16 protein-coding genes are annotated in these 20537 nt (G+C 66.9%); 5 read left to right on the top strand and 11 right to left on the bottom strand.

Translation table 11 applies throughout. The features are described 5' to 3' along the window. Nucleotides 1-18: 18 nt before the first annotated feature. From nusB to ACPDIX_RS04255, 6 genes are all read right to left on the bottom strand, one after another. Entirely contained in the window at nt 19-528 is a 510-nt protein-coding gene (gene nusB / locus ACPDIX_RS04280) for a transcription antitermination factor NusB (RefSeq protein ID WP_423430547.1), read from the bottom strand. A gap of 108 nt (nt 529-636) precedes the next feature. Then, a complete protein-coding gene (locus ACPDIX_RS04275; protein WP_423430546.1) occupies nt 637-1869 on the bottom strand; it encodes a KamA family radical SAM protein in 1233 nt (410 codons plus the stop codon). A gap of 33 nt (nt 1870-1902) precedes the next feature. Beyond that, nucleotides 1903-2559 (bottom strand): thiamine phosphate synthase, encoded by a 657-nt coding sequence (gene thiE / locus ACPDIX_RS04270; RefSeq protein WP_423430545.1) that lies wholly within the window; start codon nt 2557-2559, stop codon nt 1903-1905. Continuing rightward, nucleotides 2556-3221 (bottom strand): tRNA (adenosine(37)-N6)-threonylcarbamoyltransferase complex dimerization subunit type 1 TsaB, encoded by a 666-nt coding sequence (tsaB, locus tag ACPDIX_RS04265; RefSeq protein WP_423430544.1) that lies wholly within the window; start codon nt 3219-3221, stop codon nt 2556-2558. The genes thiE and tsaB overlap by 4 nt, the downstream gene beginning before the upstream one ends. Continuing rightward, nucleotides 3190-3642 (bottom strand): tRNA (adenosine(37)-N6)-threonylcarbamoyltransferase complex ATPase subunit type 1 TsaE, encoded by a 453-nt coding sequence (gene tsaE / locus ACPDIX_RS04260; protein WP_423430543.1) that lies wholly within the window; start codon nt 3640-3642, stop codon nt 3190-3192. The genes tsaB and tsaE overlap by 32 nt, the downstream gene beginning before the upstream one ends. Nucleotides 3643-3759: 117 nt before the next feature. Then, a complete protein-coding gene (locus tag ACPDIX_RS04255) occupies nt 3760-4680 on the bottom strand; it encodes a MerR family transcriptional regulator (RefSeq protein WP_423430542.1) in 921 nt (306 codons plus the stop codon). 525 nt (nt 4681-5205) lie between these two features. Between ACPDIX_RS04255 and ACPDIX_RS04250 the strand changes: the two genes are divergently transcribed. The 3 genes from ACPDIX_RS04250 to priA all read left to right on the top strand — a co-directional run bounded on the left by ACPDIX_RS04250 (nt 5206) and on the right by priA (nt 10857). Further along, complete coding sequence (locus ACPDIX_RS04250) at nt 5206-6135, top strand: sigma-70 family RNA polymerase sigma factor (protein ID WP_423430541.1); 930 nt, start codon at nt 5206-5208, stop codon at nt 6133-6135. A 184-nt stretch (nt 6136-6319) separates the two neighbouring features. Beyond that, nucleotides 6320-8431: a tetratricopeptide repeat protein gene (locus tag ACPDIX_RS04245; RefSeq protein WP_423430540.1), complete on the top strand. Its 2112-nt coding sequence runs from the start codon at nt 6320-6322 to the stop codon at nt 8429-8431. 149 nt (nt 8432-8580) lie between these two features. Beyond that, complete coding sequence (gene priA / locus ACPDIX_RS04240) at nt 8581-10857, top strand: replication restart helicase PriA (protein WP_423430539.1); 2277 nt, start codon at nt 8581-8583, stop codon at nt 10855-10857. Here priA and ACPDIX_RS04235 read toward each other — a convergent pair. Next, complete coding sequence (locus tag ACPDIX_RS04235) at nt 10844-11734, bottom strand: RluA family pseudouridine synthase (RefSeq protein ID WP_423430538.1); 891 nt, start codon at nt 11732-11734, stop codon at nt 10844-10846. The two genes, priA and ACPDIX_RS04235, sit on opposite strands and share 14 nt — an antisense overlap. Before the next feature lie 207 nt (nt 11735-11941). Here ACPDIX_RS04235 and ACPDIX_RS04230 point away from each other — a divergent pair, with 207 nt between their 5' ends. Both ACPDIX_RS04230 and metH read left to right on the top strand, forming a co-directional pair. Then, nucleotides 11942-12751, top strand: a complete 810-nt coding sequence (locus tag ACPDIX_RS04230; protein ID WP_423430537.1) for a serine/threonine-protein kinase — start codon at nt 11942-11944, stop codon at nt 12749-12751. A 126-nt stretch (nt 12752-12877) separates the two neighbouring features. Beyond that, the gene (gene metH, locus ACPDIX_RS04225; RefSeq protein WP_423430536.1) at nt 12878-16714 is read left to right on the top strand and encodes a methionine synthase; all 3837 of its coding nucleotides are present in this window, start codon (nt 12878-12880) and stop codon (nt 16712-16714) included. Between the two features lie 36 nt (nt 16715-16750). On the opposite strand, the gene ACPDIX_RS04220 is transcribed toward metH, so the two are convergent. The 4 genes from ACPDIX_RS04220 to ACPDIX_RS04205 form a co-directional block, all read right to left on the bottom strand. After that, the gene (locus ACPDIX_RS04220) at nt 16751-17569 is read right to left on the bottom strand and encodes a type II secretion system protein (protein WP_423430535.1); all 819 of its coding nucleotides are present in this window, start codon (nt 17567-17569) and stop codon (nt 16751-16753) included. Nucleotides 17570-17598: 29 nt separating this feature from the next. Then, nucleotides 17599-17808 carry a hypothetical protein gene (locus ACPDIX_RS04215; protein ID WP_423430534.1) on the bottom strand — a complete coding sequence of 70 codons (210 nt, stop codon included), beginning with the start codon at nt 17806-17808 and terminating at the stop codon, nt 17599-17601. A gap of 642 nt (nt 17809-18450) precedes the next feature. Continuing rightward, the gene (locus ACPDIX_RS04210; RefSeq protein WP_423430533.1) at nt 18451-19488 is read right to left on the bottom strand and encodes a TIM barrel protein; all 1038 of its coding nucleotides are present in this window, start codon (nt 19486-19488) and stop codon (nt 18451-18453) included. Between the two features lie 179 nt (nt 19489-19667). After that, nucleotides 19668-20531 (bottom strand): histone deacetylase family protein, encoded by an 864-nt coding sequence (locus ACPDIX_RS04205; protein WP_423430532.1) that lies wholly within the window; start codon nt 20529-20531, stop codon nt 19668-19670. Nucleotides 20532-20537 lie beyond the last annotated feature (6 nt).

Raw genomic sequence — 20537 nt, 5'->3', positions numbered from 1 at the left:
CCGTTTGGGACCGGGGGTTCATCCGCCGGCCGGGGTTCGGGCCGGGCGGAGCAGGTCGTTCTTGATCCGGTCCAGGATCCCGTTGACGAACTTTCCGCTTTCGGGTGTGGAATACTTTTTGGCGATGTCGACCGCCTCGTTGATGCTGACCACAGGCGGGATGTCCTCCCGGTAGAGCATTTCGTAAATGGCCAGCCGCATCACGTTCCGGTCCACCACGGCCATACGGTGGAGATCCCAGTTCTTGGCGTACTGCCGGATTTTGGCATCGATTTCCTCGCGATGCGCCACCGTGCCTCGGATGAGTGGTTCGGCAAACTCACGGATCTCGATCTCCTCGGCGGTGGGCGGCGGCGGTTCGACCGGTTGTCCCCAGGTCGGGCCGCCGGAATCGCCCCGTGCGGCCATCCGCTGGGTTTCCCAGAATTCGCGCAGCGCCTCCTCCAGGTTTTCCGGAGGATTCAGATCATACTGGAACAAAAACTGGACGGCGCGTTCCCGCGCCTCACGTCGTTTCCCCTTGCCCATGGCCGTCCAAGATGAATCAAGTTCGGTCCGTGGAAAATCCAAAAACGGGACCGGCCGCTCGGGTGCACGGCGGACCGTGTCCGGATGATCTGAGCGCGGTCCGTTGGTTCAGACGCACTGAGGTGCGCAGTGCGGCAGCCGGTGCGGAGCAGGCACCGGCGAGTCCGGCACCTCGGGATATTCGTACCATTCGCCCTGGTAGTTGCGCAACAGCACGCGTTCGGGTGTGTGTTCGACGACGTACTCCGGGCTGACCGGCACCTTGCCGCCGCCGCCCGGTGCGTCGATCACGTAGGTGGGCACGGCGTAGCCGGTGGTCCAACCGCGCAACTGCTGCATGATCTCCAGGCCCCGGCGCACGCTGGTGCGCAAATGAGCCGAACCGGCGATGAGGTCGCACTGATAGAGGTAGTACGGCCGCACGCGGCACATCAGGAGCTTTTGCACCAGGGCGCGCATGACCTCCGGGTCATCGTTGACGTGACGGAGCAGGACCGACTGGTTGCCCAGCGGGATCCCCGCGTCGGCCAGCCGTTCGAGGGCGGCCCTGGACTCCAGGGTGAGTTCGCGCGGGTGGTTGGTGTGCACGCTGATGAAGAGGGGGTGAAACCTCCGCAGCAGGTCGCACAGTTCCGCGGTGATCCTCTGCGGCAGAAAGATGGGGATCCGCGTCCCGATCCGGAGCAGTTCCACGTGGGGGATGGCCCGCAGGGCCGACAGCAGTTCGCCCAGCTTTTCGTCGTTCAGCAGCAGCGGGTCGCCCCCGCTCAGCAACACATCGCGCACCTCGGGATGGCGCCGGATGTATTCGATCTGCTGGTCGAACCGGGGATGAAAATCGTAGCCGCTGGCGTTGCTCACCATTCGGGAGCGCGTGCAGTACCGGCAGTAGGATGCGCACCGGTCGGTGACCAGGAACAGGACCCGGTCCGGATAGCGGTGCACCAGGCCCGGCACGGGCATGTGGGTTTCTTCGCCGCACGGGTCGGCCATTTCCCAGGGGGCCGTTCGGGTTTCTTCGATCCGGGGGATCACCTGGCGCCGGATCGGGCAGAACTCGTCCGCCGGGTCAATCAGGTTGAAGAAATACGGCGTGATGCCCAGGGCCAGTTTGCGGTTGGCCAGTACGGTGCCCGCGCGTTCTTCGGGAGTGAGCGTCGGCAACAGCCGCTCCAACTGCTCGAGGGTGCTGATCCGGTGCCGCAACTGCCAGCGCCAATCGTTCCACTCCTGATCGGGGACGTTTCGCCACGGACCGCGCCCTGCACTGACGAAGCTTTTCAACGACGGCTTGCCGCCGCCGCCTTCTTCCTTGTCCGACGATGAAGCCGAAGACTCCATGTTGCGCGAACTATAGAAGCCGGTCCCGCCCTGTCAAGGAACGCGGCCGAACCGTTCCAGACGCTCCCGGAACCGCCTGCAAGTCTCCGAGACACGAGCCGATTTCAGGATGGCGGACACCACGCAGATCCGCCGGGCCCCGGCTTCCAACACCTCGTCCACGTTTTCCAGCGTGATCCCGCCGATGGCAAACCAGGGCAGTCTCAGGTTCTCTGCCGCCCAGCGGACATAGGCCAGGGTCACCGGCGGGGCGCCCGGTTTGGTGCCGGTGGGATGGACCGGGCCCACCGCCACGTAATCGGCCCCGGCGGCCACCGCTCGGAGTGCCTGTTCGGGCGCGTGCGTGCTGAGTCCCAGCCGGAACGTCGCGCCCGCCGGGCGCAGTTCCGAGACGTGCCGGTGACCGGCATCGAAAAAATCCTCCTGGCCCAGGTGACAGAACTCGGCGCCCACGGCCCGCGCCACATCGGGATGATCGTTGATCACCAGACCCACACCGGCGGCACGCGTGACCGGAAGAATTCGTTCGGCCAGGCGGAGGATCTCGTCCGGGTCGAGGTCCTTGGCCCGGATCTGCACGAGATCGGCCCCGCCTTCGCAAAGTTGTCGCGCCACCTCCACCGGGTCGCGTCCCTCCAGGTAGGCCGTGTCCACGAAGGTGTAGAGCCGACATTCCTCGAGCGGTTTCATCTTGTGATCTCCCGGGTGGGCGCGGTTTTGACGAACTGGACGGGGCGCAGGTAGATCGGTTCCCACGCTTCCGGCGACCGGGGTTCGGTGCGGAGGGCCAGCCGGGCCACCCAGGCGGCCGACGGGCCCAGTACACGCCCTTCCGGGAACCAGCGGGTGACCTCGGGACCCGTCCAGCGCCAGTCGGAGCGGTCGGCCCTTTGCTGCAGCGCTTCGACGGGCTCCAACCGAAGAGGTTCCACCTCGCGCCAGCCCGCGTCTTCCAGGGCGAAGCCGGCCACGTAAAGTTCCCGGCGTTGCGCATCCACCACCACACGGGTGTGCCCGCGCCAACCTGCCGCCCAGGCACGCGCGGCGATGGCCTCCACGCTGCCGGCTGCGTGGACCGGCACACCCCGTGCCAGGTGCCAGCCCTGTGCCAGTGCCAGGGCCGCGCGAATGCCGGTGTAAGAGCCCGGCCCCAATCCCACTGCCAGGGCCGTCACGTCGGCGGGGCACCAGCCGGCTTTACTCAAAATCCGCTCCACCACCTGCAGCAGCGCCGCCGACCGTTCGCCGGGTGCCTCGGTTTCCGCCAGAAGGGTCGGTTCCTCCCCGGCACGCTGCTCCAACAGGGCGACCGAACGCGGATCAGCCGAGCCGTCCCAGGCCAAGATCTTCATACCGGATCTCCCTTTGGTTGGGTCCCGTGATTTCGAGGAGCACGCGGCGCAGGCGTTGCGGGGGGGGTGCCCAGGCCGGCCAGGTTTCCCCGGCGCCCAGTCGTTCGGGCCATTCGATCACTGTGACGCCCTCGTTTACGAGCTGCTCGTCCAAGCCGGCCCGGGCAATCGCCTCGGGCCCGTCCAATCGGTACAGATCGAAATGGTACAGCGGGAGCCGGCCACCGCGGTATACGTGCAAGAGACTGAAAGTCGGAGAATGGACCCGCGCCGGGCACCCAAGTCCCTGAGCCACCCCACGGGCGAGAACCGTCTTGCCCGAACCCAGATCGCCGTACAACAAAACAACCCACCCGGGCCCGGCCTCCAATCCCCAGGCCCGTCCCACGGCCTCCGTCTCGGCCGGACTTTCGGTTTTCATCCTCTCCACGCCGTTCAACTTAGCCGGCCGACCGGTGACTGAAAACGTTCGAACCGACTGCGAACGGACGCGGCATTTCGGGCGTCCGGGCCGATCGAAGGGTGCGTACGGTTCACCTCACCGGATGGCACGCAGCTTGTCCAGGGCATCGCAGAAGGAACACAAGTCGGCGTGGAGGATCGCCCGGATTTCCTGCAGCACGGGCTGGTAGGCGGGGGCGGCACGGCCCCCCACCAGAATCGGCGTCTTTTCCGGCAACAGCTCGCGCAGCCGGCGCAGTTCCTCCGGCAACAGAGGGTCATCCGCCGGGTACACGATGCTCAAGGCCACGGCGCGTGCGCCGGTGCGCAGGGCCGCCCCGGCGATTTCCGCGGCTGGCAGGTTGCTGCCGAGTTGGATGGGGCGCCATCCCACCTGTGCCGCGGCCGCTGCGGCCAGAAGCGCGCCCAATTCATGGAGCTGTCCGGAGGGCGTTGCCACCACCAAACGCGGGGCACGGGCAGATGTGTGCGGCTCGAAGTGGCCGAGGAAAACCCGCAAAACGCCGCTGAGAAAATGCTCATGCGCCGCCGTCAACGTCCCTTCCCGCCATTGCCGGCCGACCTCCTCGATCAGGGCTGCCACCACCCGGCAGAGAAACCCGCGGTGGCCCACCGTGACCAGAGCCCGGTTGAGCACGCGCCGGAGTCCGGGCTCGTCGAACGTCTCCACGCGGCACAGGGCTTCCCCCACAAAGGCGCAGGCTGTGCCCGGCTGGAAATCAGCCCGCGTGGCGGTTGCCCCGTTTCCCTCCGGCGAGGCCAATGCCCGCAGGCGGTCATCGGATAACCGGGCAATGCACCCGATGGGGTGCCCGGCCGCCACCGCCCGGGCCAGCAGGAGCAGCCGTTGCAGTTCGCGCTCCGAGTACCGGCGCCGGTTCGAGCCGGTGCGTTCCGGTTGCACCGCGCCGTAGCGCTTTTCCCACACGCGGATGACGTGCGGACTCAAACCGGTCCGCTCCGCCACCACCCGTATCGAGTAACAGGGCGTGTCCATTTCGGATCTCAATGTTCCCTGCGTGCCGGTACGGCCGGGAGCCAGTTCCTAAGGGCATGCGCCCGGCCGGTCTTGGCAGCGTGGACCGGTTCTTTTGCGGCAGGATTTAGACAGGCAGCCAGGTGCATCCCGCCCGCCGGCCTTCCGGCGGAGGCAGGTGACACAGCATAACATGTTGGTGTCGAAATGCTTACACAGTTGCGACACTTTTTGCTCATCGCGTTGCCAAAATATTTGAACAAAAAATTGACTGCAACCATCGAATCTTGTAGTCGTGGAATTGGCAGGCGGGTCAGTGGATCCCCTGCCGCGCCAGTCAACACTGCAATGCGAATCATACGGAACAAGCAGAGACGCACCGGGCGCACGCCGAAGAAGACCTCCGGCGTACCTGCGGTGCTGCGTGCGCGGACCGCCGCTGCCGGGCTCAAGCGGTCCCGCCGGACGAAGACGGTGGTCCGGGCCGTTGCGGGGCCATCCCTTGGTGAGAACCCGGTCCTGCCGGCAAAGGAAGAGGCCGAGCCGGTGAAGGAGTCACCGGAGGCGGGGGAAGTGTCGGGAACGCCTCAGGCACTTGTGCCCCGGTCCGCCGATTTGGCGGAGGAACTGCAGGGTTTGCCGCATGAAACGGCCAATGCCATCACCCTGTACATGCGCGAGGCGGGTCAGGTGCCTCTGCTGACGCCGGAAGAGGAGATCGAGCTGGCTGCCCGGATCAAGCAGGGGGACGAGGCCGCGCGCGAGCACATGATCCGCGCCAACCTGCGGCTGGTGGTCAAGATCGCCCGCGAGTATGAGGGTTTGGGATTGCCGCTGTTGGACCTCATCAACGAGGGGAACATCGGCCTCATGAAGGCCGTCGAACGCTTCGATCCGGCCAAAGGGGGCAAGCTTTCCACCTACAGTTCGTGGTGGATCAAGCAATCCATCCGCCGCGCCCTGGCCAACCAGGGCAAGACGATTCGTCTGCCCGTTCACGTGGCCGACAAGATTTATCATCTGCGGCTGGCGGAGCTGCGGCTGCAGGAGGCGCTGGGCCGGGAGCCGACCGAGGAAGAACTGGCTCAGGAACTCAAGACCACGCCGCGCAAGGTGGCGGCGCTGCGTTCTGCCGCGGTACGGCCGGCTTCCCTGGACGCGCCGTTGGGCGACGAGGACAGCAGCCGGCTCGGCGAGGTCGTGCCCGACGAGTCGTCGCCCAACCCGGCGGAGGTTTTGGAACGCCGGACCACTGCGGCCAAGGTGCTTGAGCTGGTCAACCGGCTGCCGGAACGCGAGGCCACCATCCTGCGTTTCCGATTCGGGCTGCACGGGGGCCCGGAAAAGACCCTGGAAGAAGTGGGGCGGAAATTCGGCGTGACCCGCGAACGCGTGCGGCAGCTTCAGAATCTGGCGCTTCAGAAGTTGCGCCGGATGTTGGAGGAAGACCTCCACGCCCTGGGTATTTCCACCTGACCCCCGCCCTGTGCGCCGGCGGGGGAGATACGGCCAGGGGCAGCCTGCCTTGTTGGTTGCGTTTCATTTCCTTCGCTGCGGAATCGGTCTGCCTTCGTCCGGCGGGAAGGCATGTCGCGTGTGCGGCGGCCCACGGGCAATGGGGTTGCTGACCCGGTTGGGCTGCCGGTAGGCTGCCGGTGGGATGAAACGGTTCTGGCTGGCGATCTGGTTTTGTCTGGTCGGGCTCGGTTTTGGCGCGGATGCTCAAGGCCCCGATCAACAGTACATCCACATCTACTCGGTCATCCGTGAGGGGGACCGGCTGTTGGAACTCGGTCAACCCCGGGCCGCCCTGGCGAGGTATCTGGAGGCGCGCCAGGCGCTGGAGCAGTTCGAAAAAAGCTGGCCCGATTGGAATCCCAGGATCGTGCGGTTCCGGCTGAACTACCTGGCCACGCAAATTGCGCGTGCCACCGCAGCGGCGCCGGAGGCCGGGACCGTCCCGCCGGCTTCGACCACACCTCAACCTGCTGCCGTTGCTGAATCCGCACCGGCGGCGCCACCCGTGCCGGACCCTGCGTTGGTTCGGGAGATCGAAACGCTCCGCCAGCAGGTGGCCCAACTTCAGGCGGACAAGGCCCTGCTCGAGGCGCGGCTGCGTGAGGCCCTTTCCGTGCAACCCGCGGGCATGGATCCCAGGGAACTGGCGAAGGCGCAGGCACGGCTCCGCGATTTGGAGAAGGAACGGGATCTCCTGCGCGCGGCACTCGAGGAGGCACAGCGCCGGTCGGCCACGCCGGAGCAATCGGAGGAGATCCGGAAATTGCGGGAGGAACTCGAGCAAACCCGGCGTCAACTGGCCGAGCAAACCGAGCTGGCCCGGCGACTCGCCCGCGAAAAGGCCATGGCGGATGAACAACTCACCGCCCACGGACTTGCCGCAGCCCGGGAACTCAGGCAGGCGCAGGACCGGATCGCCGCGCTCGAGCAGGAACTGGCCCTTTTGCAGGAGCGCGTGCCCGCGGCCGCAGGGGCCGCAACCGACGCCTCCGTCGGCCTTCAGCAGCAACTGCAGCATCTCCAACAACAACTGGCCGAGCAAACCGAACGCGCCGACGCGCTGGCCCGCGAGAACCACAGGCTGCAGGAACAACTGGCCGCCCAGCAGGCCGCCGCTTCGCCGGAGGTCCTCGAAAAACTGGAACAGGCGCTGCGCGAAACCCGGCGTCAATTGGAAGAACAGCAGCTGCTCAACCGGCAATTGGCCGCCGAGAAGGCCGCTTTGAACGAACAATTGAACCGGCTCCGGGCCGATGCCGAAACGCTGGAAACCCTCCGCGCTGAAAACGCTGTGCTGAAACAGCAACTGGCGCGGCTCACTGCGGAGGCCGCCCGGGGCACCAACACCCTTGAAGCCCTCCGCCAATCGCAGCTCCGGCTTGCAACCCTTGAATCCGATCTGGACATCCTCCGCCTCGAGAAGGCCGCGTTGGAACAACGTCTCCTCAATGCCCGCAGCAACGAGGTTGCCCGGGCACAGGCGCACGCCGAGGCGGTCGCCACCCTGCGTGCGCGCCTGGCGGCCCTGGAGGCTGAACCGGTGCCTTTCACCGCCGAGGAACTGGCCCTGCTCCGCGCTCCCGACCCGGCTCCTTTGACCGAACCGGACCGGCCTTCCCCGGGAGCGGCCCGGGCTGCTCCAGCAACGGCCTCCACCGCGCCGCCGGCGCCGGCCCCGCCGGAGGTGGAGAAACGGCTGGAACAGGCCCGGCGGGCCTTCGAGCAGGGCAATCTCGAGGCCGCCGGGAGGCTTTACTCCGAGATCCTTCAACAGTCACCCCGGCATCCCACGGCCCTGGCCAATCTTGCCCTGGTCGAGTTGCGAAGGGATCGGCCCGGACAGGCCCTGCCACACGCCGAGGCGGCTGCGCGCCTCGCTCCCGGGGATGCGCGGGTGCGATCGGTCCTGGGGCAGGTTTACCTCCGCCTGGGGCGGTACGACGACGCGGTGGACGCCTTCAGCCGGGCCGCCGAGCTGGATTCGCGCAGTGCCGAGGTCCAGAACTACCTGGGACTGGCGCTCAGTCACAAGGGGCTTCGCGCCGCCGCGGAAACCGCGCTGCGCCGGGCCATTTTGCTGGAGCCCGGGTATGCCGCCGCTCATCACAACCTGGCCGTCTTCTACCTTCACCGGGATCCGCCCCTGCTCGAGCTGGCTCGCTGGCACTATCAAAAGGCCCGCGCCGGCGGGTTTCCTTCCAACCCCGAACTCGAAGCGGCGTTGAACGCAACAGCCTCCCGCCCCTCGACCTGAGGTCGGGCACGAGCACATTCGCCCGCGGCCGGCGTCGGACGTTTGCGGCGGATCCCACGCGGAGCGCCGGGGAATCGCGCGGATGGCCGTGCGGAACAACCCTTCATTGCCGCGACAGGTCTGCCGACGCACACTGCCCGGCGCGCACGATGGTCGCCCGTGTCATCCTGGAAGTGGCCCTGCGAAAGGAGTTGGACTACCTGATCCCGCCGGAATGGGAGGGACGGGTGGAGCCCGGCACGCGTGTCGAGGTCCCCCTGGGCCGGCGCAAGGTCTGCGGGTTGGTCACTGAAATCCTGCCGCATTCACCGCTGCCGCGGCTCAAGCCGATCCTTCGTGTGGTGGCCGGTGTTTCACTGGTGACGCCGTCGGTGCTGCGGCTGGCCCGATGGATCGCCGAGTACTACTGTTGTCCGGCCGAGCTGGCCCTTCGCACGGTCCTGCCGGAGGCCGTCCGGCGGCCGGATGCCGACTGGCGGCGCCGTCTTCATGTGCGGCTGCTGCCCGCCCACGGTCTGCTGCCGCGGCTGTCGGCGCGGCAGAAGGAAGTCCTGCACGTCGTGGAGGAACACCGCAGCCTGCCGCTGGCCGAGCTGCTGCAACTGACCGGCGCTGGTCTCTCCACCGTGCGCCGGCTCGAAGACAAGGGGCTGGTGGAGATCGTCTCCCAGATCGAAGAGCGGGATCCCTGGGGGCGCGAGCAGATCCTGCCCAGCGCACCTCTGCCGCTGAACGAAGCCCAGGCCAGGGCCGTGCAGGCGATCACCAGTGGTCTCGACACGCTCGCCGCGGGCGGGATGACGGTCGAGGGGAGCTCTGCTGAGGCCCGTGCCGAGGAGGGCGTCTCAGCTCCGGTCTTTCTCCTTCACGGGGTGACCGGCAGCGGCAAGACGGAGGTTTACCTGCAGGCGATTGCCGCCGCGCTGGAGCGGGGTCGGGGGGCCATTGTGTTGGTGCCGGAGATCTCGCTGACGCCGCAGACGGTCGAGCGTTTCAAGGCACGCTTCTGCACCGGTCCGTTGCGGACGCTGGTGGCCGTCCTTCACAGTCATCTTTCGGCGGGCGAACGCCATGACGAATGGCACAAGATCCGGCAGGGGCGCGCCCGCATCGTCATCGGGGCGCGTTCGGCGATTTTCGCGCCCGTGCAGAACCTGGGGCTCATCATCGTGGACGAGGAACACGAGCCCACCTACAAACAGGAGGAGACCCCGCGGTATCACGCCCGGGACGTCGCCGTGGTGCGGGGCCGGCTGGAGCCGGCCGTGGTGGTGCTGGGGTCGGCCACGCCCTCGCTGGAGAGTTACCACAACGCCCGCCACGGCAAGTACACCCTGCTGACCCTGCCGGAGCGCGCCGATGCCAGAAAGATGCCGCGGGTGCGTGTGGTGGACATGCGCGCGGCCCTGCGGTCCCAGCGCGGCGTGCCGATTTTTTCCCCCCAGTTGCGCGAGGCCATTTTGCAGCGTCTGGAGCGCAGGGAGCAGGTGATCCTGTTCCTCAACCGGCGCGGATACGCCAGCGCGCTGCAGTGTTCCAAATGTGGCTACGTCGCCCACTGCCCCCACTGCAGCGTGGCGTTCACCTATCATCGGGCCGGCCAGCGCCTGCTTTGTCACATCTGCGGCGAGAGCCAGGACGCCCCCGCCACCTGTCCCAACCCTCGCTGTGGCGACCCGGCCATCCGCTATGCGGGTGTCGGGACGCAGAGGGTGGAGGAGGCCCTGGTGCGCGCGTTTCCCAGGGCCCGGGTCCAGCGCATGGACTCGGACATCCTCCAGCGCAAGGACGAGTACCGTCGCATCCTGGCCGAGTTCCGCGCCGGCAGGATCGACATCCTCGTGGGCACCCAGATGATCGCCAAGGGGCTGCACTTTCCCAACGTGACCCTGGTCGGCATCGTGCATGCCGACCTGACGTTGCATCAGCCGGATTTTCGCGCCGCCGAGCGAACCTTCCAGCTCCTCACCCAGGTGGCGGGCCGCGCCGGCCGGGGTGACGTGGAGGGCGAGGTGATCGTGCAGTCCTTCACACCTTATCACCCGGCCATCCAGTACGCCCGGCGCCACGACTTCGAGGGTTTTTACGAGCAGGAGATCGAGTTCCGCGCCCAGTTGCGCTACCCGCCCTTCACGCGGGTGGCCCTGCTGACCCTGCAGGGGCGCAACGAGGAAAAGGTCCAGTTCGTGGCCGCCCACGTGCGGCGCGAACTGGAAACGCGAATTCCCGACCGCGAAGAAACCGTGCTCGCAGGGCCTGCTCCGGCACCACTCGAACGCGCCCGGTCCTACTACCGCTACCATCTGATGATCCGCACGCGGCGGATGCTCCGCCTGGTGCGGCAGCTGGCCCCCTGGTTCGATCAACTGCAGCTTCCGGAGGACGTCCGGCTCACGGTGGACGTGGATCCTGTCAATCTGTTGTGAGGCCGCGGCCGGGGCCCGTGGTGCCCGGTTGCACGAGGCGGGAGAGGTCCACGCCCGCCTCGTGCAGAAACTCGACGAAGACGGGAAACGGCTCCGCCCGGAATTCCCAGAGCCGGCCGCGCCATGGGAACCGCAACGCAGCCGCGTGCAGGGCCTGTGCGGGCAGGATCAGGCGCGCCCGGTCCGCCGCGGTCAACCGATCCTGCGCGAAGGCCAGATACATCAACGGATCCCCACCGTAGAGTTTGTCCCCGACGACCGGATGCCCCAGGTGCGCCAGGTGGATTCGCAACTGGTGCTTCCGGCCGGTGCGCGGCCACAACCGCACCAGCGCGAACGGTTGCGGGGCGGGCGGGGCCTCTTCGTCCCGGGCGGCCGGGTCGGGTTCGGTGGCGTTCTCCTTCCCCCACCAACGCGGATCGGGACGGCGCGGCACCGGCCGGACAAAACGCACCAGCACCTCATAATCCGTGCAGGCCGGTGCGCCGCCTGCAACCACGCGGTCCTTGACGGCCACGGGGCTGTCCGGGTCCGGCCCCAGGGGCGCTTCGATCCGGCCGCGCGTCTCTTGCGGGTGCCCGTGAACGATCGCCAGGTACTCTTTTTCGACCCCGCGGTTCTCCATCAACTTGCCCAGTTCCGAGGCGATTTCGCGCCGCTTGGCCACCAGCACCAGTCCGCTGGTCTCCCGGTCCAGCCGGTTGACCAGGTGAGGTGCGGAGGAAGGGCCGGCCCGGAGGCGGAGTTGTTCCACCAGACTCGAGCGCCCGTCCGGTTTGGTGGGATGACAGACCAGCCCCGGCGGCTTGTTCACCACCAGCAGGTCGGCATCCTCGTACACCACGGGCAGCGCCCGGATGGTCGCTTGGCGTTCCATGGACCGTTCAGAATGGCAAAAGTGCCGTGGTCTTCCAATCCCGGCCGGCGAATCCCTGCGGTGGGGGGCGGCCGGGCCGGTCTGGATTCCGGGCGCCCGTGCCCGTGCCCGGGTGGCCTCACCGAAGGTTGGCGGAATCCGGCAATCCGTGGTACTTAGGAGGCGGTGTTTCTCTGGTGGACCAGGAAGGTGCGTCCCCTCTCGCCCATGGCACGATTCGGGCGTTTCGTGTTGCTCGAACCCGTGAAACGGGGCGGGATGGCGGAGATCTGGCTGGCCCGGGACGACGCGCACCATCATTACGCGCTTCGCGTCATGCACGCGGAACTCGAGTCCCGGCGGGCCGCCCGGCGTCGTTTCCTCCACGGCTGCAAGGTGCTGGCCGATCTGCAGCCGCACCCGTTCATCGTCCGTTACTACGAACACGGACGCCACGCCGGCCGGCATTACCTGGCCATGGAATACGTCGAGGGCGAGAACCTCAAGGAACGGGCCGCCCGCGGGGATCCCGTTCTGGCCGAGAACGTCGCCCAGATCCTGGTCGACATGGCCGTGGCGCTCGAACACATGCACGGTCGCGGCTACATGCATCTGGATTTCAAACCGGAAAACGTGCTGGTCACCCCGGGTGCCAGCATCCGGCTCGTGGACTTTGACATCGCCCAGTCGATTCCTCCCGCGCCGGTCCGGCTCGACCGGAATCCCGGCACGCCCTCCTACATGGCACCCGAACAACTGCTGCGGCAGCCGTTGGACCAGCGTGTGGACATCTTCGCCTACGGCGTCACGGCCTACGAACTGCTCACCCACCAGAAACCCTTCGAGGGGAGCACGCCCGAGGAGATCCTGCGCAGCCAGCAGGATCCGGCCCGGCTCCGGCCGCCGCGCGAACTCAATCCGGACATCCCGCCGGCCCTGGAACGGATCCTTTTGCGGTGTCTGCAGCCCGATCCCAACCGTCGTTACGCCGTCATGAGTCATCTGCGGCACGAGCTGGAGACGGTCCTTTACCGTTGAGACGGTTGTGCACGGCGCCATTCCGCCGGGCCACATGGCGGGGCGGTATCATCTTCAAATCCTCCCATCACGATTGATTGATGATTGGTCTTGCGGGTGGCAGGATGCCCCGGTATCTTCCGGCCCATGCAATCGAGTCGCATGGCGGAGGCCACCGAGCTCGAGTCCCTTCTGCGTCGGCGGATCGTGCTGCTGGACGGTGCGATGGGGACGCTGATCCAGCAGCAGGGGCTTTCGGAGGCCGACGTGCGGGCGGAGCGATTCCGGGACCACGCGGGCAAACCCCTCAAGGGCAACCACGACCTGCTGGTGCTGACACAGCCCGGGTTGATCCGTTCCCTGCACCGGCAGTATCTGGAGGCGGGCGCGGACATCATCGAAACCAACACCTTTTCGGCCACGAGCATCGGCCAGCACGAATTCTTCGGGCCGACGCCGGAGGGTCCGCGCAAGGACGAGGCGTATTTCGAGCGGGTGGTGAGCGACCCGGGGCTGGGCCGGCTGGTTGCGGATCTGAACCTGGCGGCGGCGCGGCTGGCCCGTGAGGCGGCCGACGAGGTGGCGGACCGGACCGGTTCACCGCGGTTTGTGGCGGGTGCGATCGGGCCGATGCCGGTCACCGCGAGTCTTTCGCCGGACGTGAACGATGCCGGGTTTCGCGCGGTGAACTTCGATCAGTTGCGGCGGGCCTATCGGCAGCAGATCGAGGCCCTGGTGGCGGGGGGAGTGGACGTGCTGTTGATCGAGACCATCTTTGACACCCTCAATGCCAAGGCCGCCGTGTTTGCCGCCGAGGAGGTTTTCGAGGCAGCGGGGCGGCGCCTGCCGGTGATGATCTCCGGGACCATCACCGACCGCTCGGGTCGGACACTCATCGGCCAGACGCTCGAGGCCTTTTGGATTGCGGTGGAACACGCCCGGCCGCTCACCGTGGGTCTCAACTGTGCCCTGGGCCCCCGGGAGATGCGTCCGTTTGCGGAGGAACTGGCCGGGATGGTGTCCGCCTACACGTGTTTTTATCCCAACGCCGGGTTGCCCGATCCGCTGTCGCCGACCGGGTTTCCCGAGACGCCCGAGAGTCTGGCGGTTCAACTGCAGGAATGGGCCCGGGCCGGCTGGGTGAACATCGTGGGGGGCTGCTGCGGGACCACGCCGGCGCACATCCGGCGCCTGGCGGAGGCTGTGCGGGATTGCCCGCCGCGGATCCCGCCCCAGTTGCCGCGCACGCTGCGGCTCAGCGGGCTGGAGCCGCTCAAGTTCACTCCCGAGACCAATTTCGTGAACATTGGCGAGCGCACCAATGTGGCCGGTTCACCGAAGTTTGCCCGGTTGATTCGCGAGGGTGACTATGCAGGGGCGGTCGCCATCGCGCGCCAGCAGGTGGAGTCCGGTGCGCAGGCGCTGGACGTCTGCATGGACGAGGCCCTGCTGGACGGTGTACAGGCCATGACGCGGTTTCTGCGGCTGATGCTCAGTGAGCCGGACGTGGCCCGGGTGCCGGTCATGGTGGATTCCTCGAACTGGAACGTGCTCGAGGCGGGCCTGCGCTGCCTGCCCGGCAAGGGCATCGTGAATTCGCTCTCGCTGAAGGAGGGCGAGGAGAGGTTCCTGGAGCTGGCCCGCCGGGTCCGCCGGTATGGTGCGGCACTGGTGGTGATGGCCTTCGACGAACGCGGCCAGGCCGACACTTTTGAGCGGAAGATCGAGGTTTGCCGCCGCAGTTACGAGCTGCTGACGCAGAAGGCCGGGTTCCCGCCCGAAGACATCATCTTCGATCCCAACGTGCTCACAGTGGGCACGGGCATCGAGGAACACGCCAACTACGCGGTGGATTTCATCCGGGCCACGCGATGGATCAAGGAAAACCTGCCCGGCGCCCGCGTCAGCGGCGGCATCAGCAATGTTTCGTTCAGCTTCCGCGGCAACCAGCGGGTCCGGGAGGCCATGCACAGTGTTTTCCTCTATCATGCCATCCGGGCCGGACTCGACATGGGCATTGTCAATGCCGGTCTGCTGGCGGTGTACGAGGAGATCCCGGCCGAGTTGCGGGAACGGGTCGAGGACGTGATCCTCAATCGCCGGCCGGACGCCACCGAACGACTCGTTGAGTACGGCGAGCAACTCAAGGGTGCCGCCCGCGGCGGCGATCAGGCCGCGTCCGGTGGTCCGCCCGAATGGCGGCAGTGGCCGGTGGAGGAGCGTCTCAAGCACGCGCTTGTTCACGGGATCGACACTTACATCGAGGCCGACACGGAGGAGGCACGCCGGAAACTCGGTCATCCGCTGGCCGTCATCGAAGGGCCGCTGATGGCCGGGATGAACGTCGTCGGCGACCTGTTCGGCGCCGGCAAGATGTTCCTGCCCCAGGTGGTGAAGTCCGCCCGGGTCATGAAGAAGGCGGTGGCCTGTCTGACCCCCTGGCTGGAGAAGGAGAAGGCCGAGCGACTGGCCGCCGGTCAGGCGGTTCAACCCCGGGGCCGCGTTCTTCTGGCCACCGTGAAGGGCGATGTGCATGACATCGGCAAGAACATCGTCGGCGTGGTGTTGGCCTGTAACAACTACGAGGTCATCGACCTGGGGGTCATGGTTCCCTGTGAGCGCATCCTGGAGACCGCCCGGGAACGGCGCGCCGACATCATCGGTTTGAGCGGTCTGATCACGCCCTCGCTGGATGAGATGGTTCATGTGGCGCGCGAGCTCGATCGCCAGGGTTTCACCCAGCCGCTGCTCATCGGGGGTGCGACGACCAGCAAGGCGCACACGGCGGTGAAGATTGCCCCGGCCTACCGGCATCCGGTCATTCATGTCCTGGACGCCAGCCGCGCCGTGCCGGTGGTCAGCCAGCTTCTGCATCCCGAACAACGGGAGCCTTTCGTCCGGCAGATTCGCGAGGAATACGAGCAGCTTCGTCGCTCGCACGAGTCCCGGCGGCAGCCCCTGCTGCCGCTGGAGGAGGCGCGCCGGCGCGCGCCGAGGCTGGATTACTCCGACCGGCCCCGACCCGAGTTCCTCGGTCTTTGTGTGCTGCATCCGGCCGGGGGGGACGTGCCCCCGATCGCGCCGGGGATGCGGGCCGTGGCGGTTTCGCTTGCCGATCTGGTCCCTTACATTGACTGGTCGCCGTTTTTTCATGCCTGGGAACTGCGGGGGCGTTACCCGGCCATTCTGGACCATCCCCGACACGGGGCCCAGGCGCGCCAGCTTTTCCAGGATGCCCAGCGGTTGCTCGAACGACTGGTGGGCGAGGGCAGGCTCCAGCCACGAGGGGTTTACGGTTTCTTTGCCGCGAGGCGGGCGGGCGAGGATGTGGAGGTGTACGCCGATCCGCAGTGCACGCGGCTGCTGGCGCGGCTGCATTTCCTGCGGCAGCAGATGCCCAAGGACGACGGCACGCCCAACTGGTGCCTGGCCGACTTCGTCGCCGGAGCCGGGGAGACGGGCCCGGATGAAAGTGATTTCATCGGCGCCTTTGCGGTGACCAGCGGGCATGGATTGGAATCGGTGGTTCGGGAGTTCAAGGCTGCCCACGACGATTACCACGCCATCATGGCCGAGGCACTGGCGGATCGGCTTGCGGAGGCCTTTGCGGAGTGGTTGCATGCCCGGGTTCGCCGGGAATGGGGTTACGGCCGGCAGGAGGATCTGAGTTTGGAAGATCTGATCGAGGAGCGGTATCGGGGAATCCGTCCGGCCGCCGGTTACCCGGCCTGTCCGGATCACACGGAGAAGGCTGTTCTCTGGCGGCTGTTGCAGGCGGACACTTGGGCCGGGATCCGCCTGACCGAGTCGTACGCGATGTGGCCCGGCAGCAGCGTCAGCGGCCTGTACTTTGCCCATCCGGAGTCGCGGTACTTTGCCGTGGGCAGGATCGGCCGGGACCAGCTGGCGGATTACGCGCGGCGCAAGGGGGTGCCCGTGGAGGAGATGGCGCGCTGGCTGGCGCCGTGGTTGGCCGAGGGTTGAGCGGTTGTCGTCCGGGCCCGCGGGCGCCCCGGCGATTCAGCGTGCGCCCTGTTCCAACCGGTCGAACATGAGGTCCAGCACCCGCGCCTGGAGATAGCTGTTGTCGAGGTTCCAGCGTGTCACGTCCGGGTGTTTGGACCATTTCACCGACCCGTCCGTGAACAACACGTTGAATCCGCCCTCGCGATAGTGGGCCCAGAACGACAGTCCCTGGATGACGTCCACCGCGAACAGTTTGTGCGGTTCCATCTGGCTTTCCTTGCGGTAGCGCCGGTGGGTGTCGATGGGTCCGGGACGGTTGCCCGCGTTGATCGTGCGCGGGTTGTAGAGGTAGCTGGACCGCACGTCCCCGCCCACGTCGGTTGTCAGCAGGGGCGAGTAATAGCTGCTGCTGAAGGGGCCTTCCTTGAAAGCGGGGCAGAAGAAGATGTTGCCGTCGCCGGTGTACTTCAGGGGGTACAGGTACCCGCCGTTTTGCCAGGTCCAGCCCGGGACCGGGATGTTCTGGGGCGCCCGGGCGTTGGCCGGTCCGTTGACCACGTACCGGCTGTAGTGCGATGCGCTCAGGTCGTCCTCGTTGGGGAGGCCCACCCGCCACGGCGGCAGGCGCCCGGCGAAATCCTGTACGTACATCATGGTGCCCTGGCCCAGCTGCCGGAGGTTGTTGACGCACGACATGCGCTGGGCCTTTGCCTTGGCTTTGGAGAGCGCCGGCAGGAGCATCCCCGCGAGGATCGCAATGATTGCGATCACCACCAGCAGCTCGATCAGGGTAAACCCGCGGACCCGATCCGGCACCGTGCGTGTCGTGCCGGTGCGCAGACCGTCACGTAGCAGTTTCAGTTTCGCTCTCATCTTCGTGGTCGTGCCGGCTCTGACGACTTTCAGGGTTGACCTCGCTGGAGCCTGGCGAGGGTTTCTTCCACGGCTGCCTGCTGTCCGGGTGTCAGTTGCGGGTGCCGCAACAGCTTCTGGAACTGCTCGATGGCCTCGGCACGGTTGCTCGTGCGCGCCACTCCGAGTGCCTCTTCCAAAAAGACGTGAAACGCCGCGGGTGCATCTGCGAATGCCTTTCTGAGCCGTTCCTCATCCACAAGACTGCGGGGGCCCGGTGTTTGGGGCGGGACGGCCGCCTCGGGCCGGCGGTTGGGGCCGTCTGCGCGGGCGCAACCGCCTCCGGTTCGACGGGTGGCGGTGCCGTGGATGGGGCGGTGTTGTCCGCCCGTCCGCAACCGGAGGCCAGAGCTGCGATCAGCGCTGCAGTGACCACCGCCAGGCATTCGGCTCCCTGCCCGGTGCGGGTCCGTGCCCGGCCGGGTTTCGGACTTGCCGGGCATGAGGCGCTGGAATGGATGGTATGGATCTTCATGCCACTGCCAATGTACGGCGCTGGTGGGACGCTTGCCATGGCCAATTCTGGCCCCCTGGTCCGGGGGCTCATTGCGGCGGATGGGACCGGAAATGTGCCCTTTGCCGGTGTGGCTGGCAGGGTGGGTTGTTGCGGCGGGCGGGCCCTCCGGCGCCCGGATCGGGTTTTGTCATGCAAGCGGTGGTGCGGGCGCGAAAAGGCGTGGGACTTGCGGGAGCGGCCCGGGAGAACGTGATCTGGCGGCACAGGTTCTCCCGGGCCGGTTTCAAAGGCGGCATCCATCCGCCCGGCCGGCGGTCCTTCGGCCTTGTCAGGAGGACGAAGGCGGGGCTGTCGGATGGAGCGTGCTTCGGGAGGCGCCGTGGGATCAGGTGCCCAGGAGGTGTTCGATGACCATCTGATCGAGTGCGGCGTAGTTGCGTTCCCGGATGAGGGCGCGCGCCCTGGCTTCGTCGAAAGTCCGGGCCTTTTCGACCAGCAGGAGGAATGTGCGCCGACTGTTTTCGAGGTGGGCCAGCCAGTGTTCCTCGCGGGTGGGGCGGAAGGGATGGACGTCGAAGCAAACAAATTCGCCTTTGCGACCGTAGCGGTTTCGTTCAAGGGCGCGGACCTGGTTGAAGGCGAGCCGGAGGTTGGCGCTGCCGAAGGGTTTGTCCTGGTCGAACTTGAGTCCGTTTTGGTCGTTGAGGTGGAGGGACCAGAGTTTGCCGAACGCGCAGGCGAAGTCGATTTCGTCGGCGGGGTCGAGTCCGGCCAGAATGGCGTGGGCGGTCTCCATGACGCAACCGACGCGCTCGGGGTCGTCGGTGAGATGGGCCAGGGCGATGGCGTGACCGATGGTGGGGATGTAGGCCTGGTCCATGGGCTCGTTTGGTTTGGGTTCGATGGCGATGCGGATTTTGGGGTCGTGCGCGAGCATGCGGTTGAGGGCCTGGACGAGGTGGTCCACACATCGCCGCGCGTCTTTGGATTCGCGCAGGTAGGTGCCTTCGCGGGCGAGCCAGAGGACGACCAGGTCGGTGCCCAGTTCCCGGGCCAGGTCGATGCAGCGGAGGGAACGCTCGATGGCGTAGGCGCGGCATTTGGGGTCGTTGCTGGTGAAGGCCCCGTCCACGGTGCGGGGATCGAACCAGAGCCGGGGTGCGACCATTTCGGCGGCGATGCCGGCGTCGGCGAGTTTGCGGCGCAATTCGCGTGCTTCTTTGCGGATTTGGGCGTCGGACTTGTTGTCGAGGTCCGGCACGGCATCGTCGTCGTGGAACATCATGGCGTCGAAGCCGAGGCGTTTGAGTGCGTCGAGTTTCCAGTCGAACGGTTTGGGGGACCGGACCGGCGGCCCGTAGGGGTCCTGACCTTCGCTGATGTTCCAAGGACCGAAGCAGAAGCGGTAGGTGTGCCCTTTCATAAGATTGGTTGAGGTTGTTTTTGGTTCGCGGCGAGGATAGGGGCGGCGGAACGGGAGGGAAACCAAAAACGGGGTGCGGCGTTGGAGGGGGGTGGTGGTGCCGGCGTGTGCCGGGCAGGGTGCGGACGTGCTCCGGGCAGGCGGGGGCCGGGGCGATGCGACCGCGGGGCGTGGAAAATTCAGTGGCCGGAAATGCCCTTCAAATAGGCGAAGATGAGCTCGGGGAGGTCGCGGCTGTAACCGCCTTCGAGCAGGGTCAGGGTGGGACGGTTCAGGCTGCGAATCTGGGCGCCGAGCCAGAGGAAATCTTCGACCTCGAGCATCTGGCGTGCGAGAGGGTCGCGCACGTAGGCGTCGAACCCGGCCGAGACAATCAGCAGGTCGGGATTGAACTTTTCGATGTCTGCCAAAGCGTGATGGAGGTGGGTGCGGTATTCGGGTGCCGGCGTGGAGGGTGGGACGGGATAATTGCGGCAGTTGGAGCCGCGATGGTCGGTGCCGGTGCCCGGGTAGCAGGGGTGTTGGTGGACGGAGACGTACAGCGTACCGGGCTGGTCAAGGAGGATGTCTTCCGTGCCGTTGCCGTGGTGGACGTCGAAATCGAAGACGGCGACCCGTTCGACTCCGGCGGTGCGGGCGGCCAGGGCGGCGATGGCGGCATTGTTCAAGTAACAAAAGCCCATGGCGCGGTCGCGGGTGGCGTGGTGTCCCGGGGGGCGCATGAGGCTGAAGACGGGCCGGCCGGCCAGGGCGAGCCGCATGGCGGTGAGGGCGGCGGCCGCGGAGCGGCGGGCGTGAAGGTGGATGTCCGGCAGCCAGGCGGTGTCCATGTCGAAATCGCGTGGTTCTTCCAGCCGCCGGAGGTGGGCGGGGGTGTGGGCGCGGAGCAACTCTTCCTCCGAGACCTCGCCCGGGCTGGACCATTGAAGGGGCAGCTCCGTTTGGGTGCGCAACCGCTCCAAGGTGGCCTGTACGCGCTGGGGCCGTTCAGGATGCCCGGGCGCGTGGTAGCCGGTACAACGTTCATCCGTGATGATCGTCATCGGGCC

Origin of the sequence: Limisphaera sp. 4302-co (genome assembly GCF_049537155.1) — a bacterium.
Classification (GTDB): Bacteria; Verrucomicrobiota; Verrucomicrobiia; order Limisphaerales; family Limisphaeraceae; genus Limisphaera.
The sequence above is the reverse complement of the archived record's forward strand: the minus strand, read 5'-3'. Positions and strand labels throughout refer to the sequence as shown.

Bases quoted from the DNA above. Each gene is read 5' to 3' on its own strand.
- ACPDIX_RS04210 (WP_423430533.1), bottom strand. From the start codon at position 19,488: ATGAAAGGGCACACCTACCGCTTCTGCTTCGGTCCTTGGAACATCAGC.
- ACPDIX_RS04245 (WP_423430540.1), top strand. From the start codon at position 6,320: ATGAAACGGTTCTGGCTGGCGATCTGGTTTTGTCTGGTCGGGCTCGGT.
- ACPDIX_RS04255 (WP_423430542.1), bottom strand. From the start codon at position 4,680: ATGGACACGCCCTGTTACTCGATACGGGTGGTGGCGGAGCGGACCGGT.
- tsaE (WP_423430543.1), bottom strand. From the start codon at position 3,642: ATGAAAACCGAAAGTCCGGCCGAGACGGAGGCCGTGGGACGGGCCTGG.
- ACPDIX_RS04275 (WP_423430546.1), bottom strand. From the start codon at position 1,869: ATGGAGTCTTCGGCTTCATCGTCGGACAAGGAAGAAGGCGGCGGCGGC.
- ACPDIX_RS04220 (WP_423430535.1), bottom strand. From the start codon at position 17,569: ATGAGAGCGAAACTGAAACTGCTACGTGACGGTCTGCGCACCGGCACG.
- ACPDIX_RS04205 (WP_423430532.1), bottom strand. From the start codon at position 20,531: ATGACGATCATCACGGATGAACGTTGTACCGGCTACCACGCGCCCGGG.
- ACPDIX_RS04230 (WP_423430537.1), top strand. From the start codon at position 11,942: ATGGCACGATTCGGGCGTTTCGTGTTGCTCGAACCCGTGAAACGGGGC.
- nusB (WP_423430547.1), bottom strand. From the start codon at position 528: ATGGGCAAGGGGAAACGACGTGAGGCGCGGGAACGCGCCGTCCAGTTT.
- priA (WP_423430539.1), top strand. From the start codon at position 8,581: ATGGTCGCCCGTGTCATCCTGGAAGTGGCCCTGCGAAAGGAGTTGGAC.
- metH (WP_423430536.1), top strand. From the start codon at position 12,878: ATGCAATCGAGTCGCATGGCGGAGGCCACCGAGCTCGAGTCCCTTCTG.
- thiE (WP_423430545.1), bottom strand. From the start codon at position 2,559: ATGAAACCGCTCGAGGAATGTCGGCTCTACACCTTCGTGGACACGGCC.
- ACPDIX_RS04235 (WP_423430538.1), bottom strand. From the start codon at position 11,734: ATGGAACGCCAAGCGACCATCCGGGCGCTGCCCGTGGTGTACGAGGAT.
- tsaB (WP_423430544.1), bottom strand. From the start codon at position 3,221: ATGAAGATCTTGGCCTGGGACGGCTCGGCTGATCCGCGTTCGGTCGCC.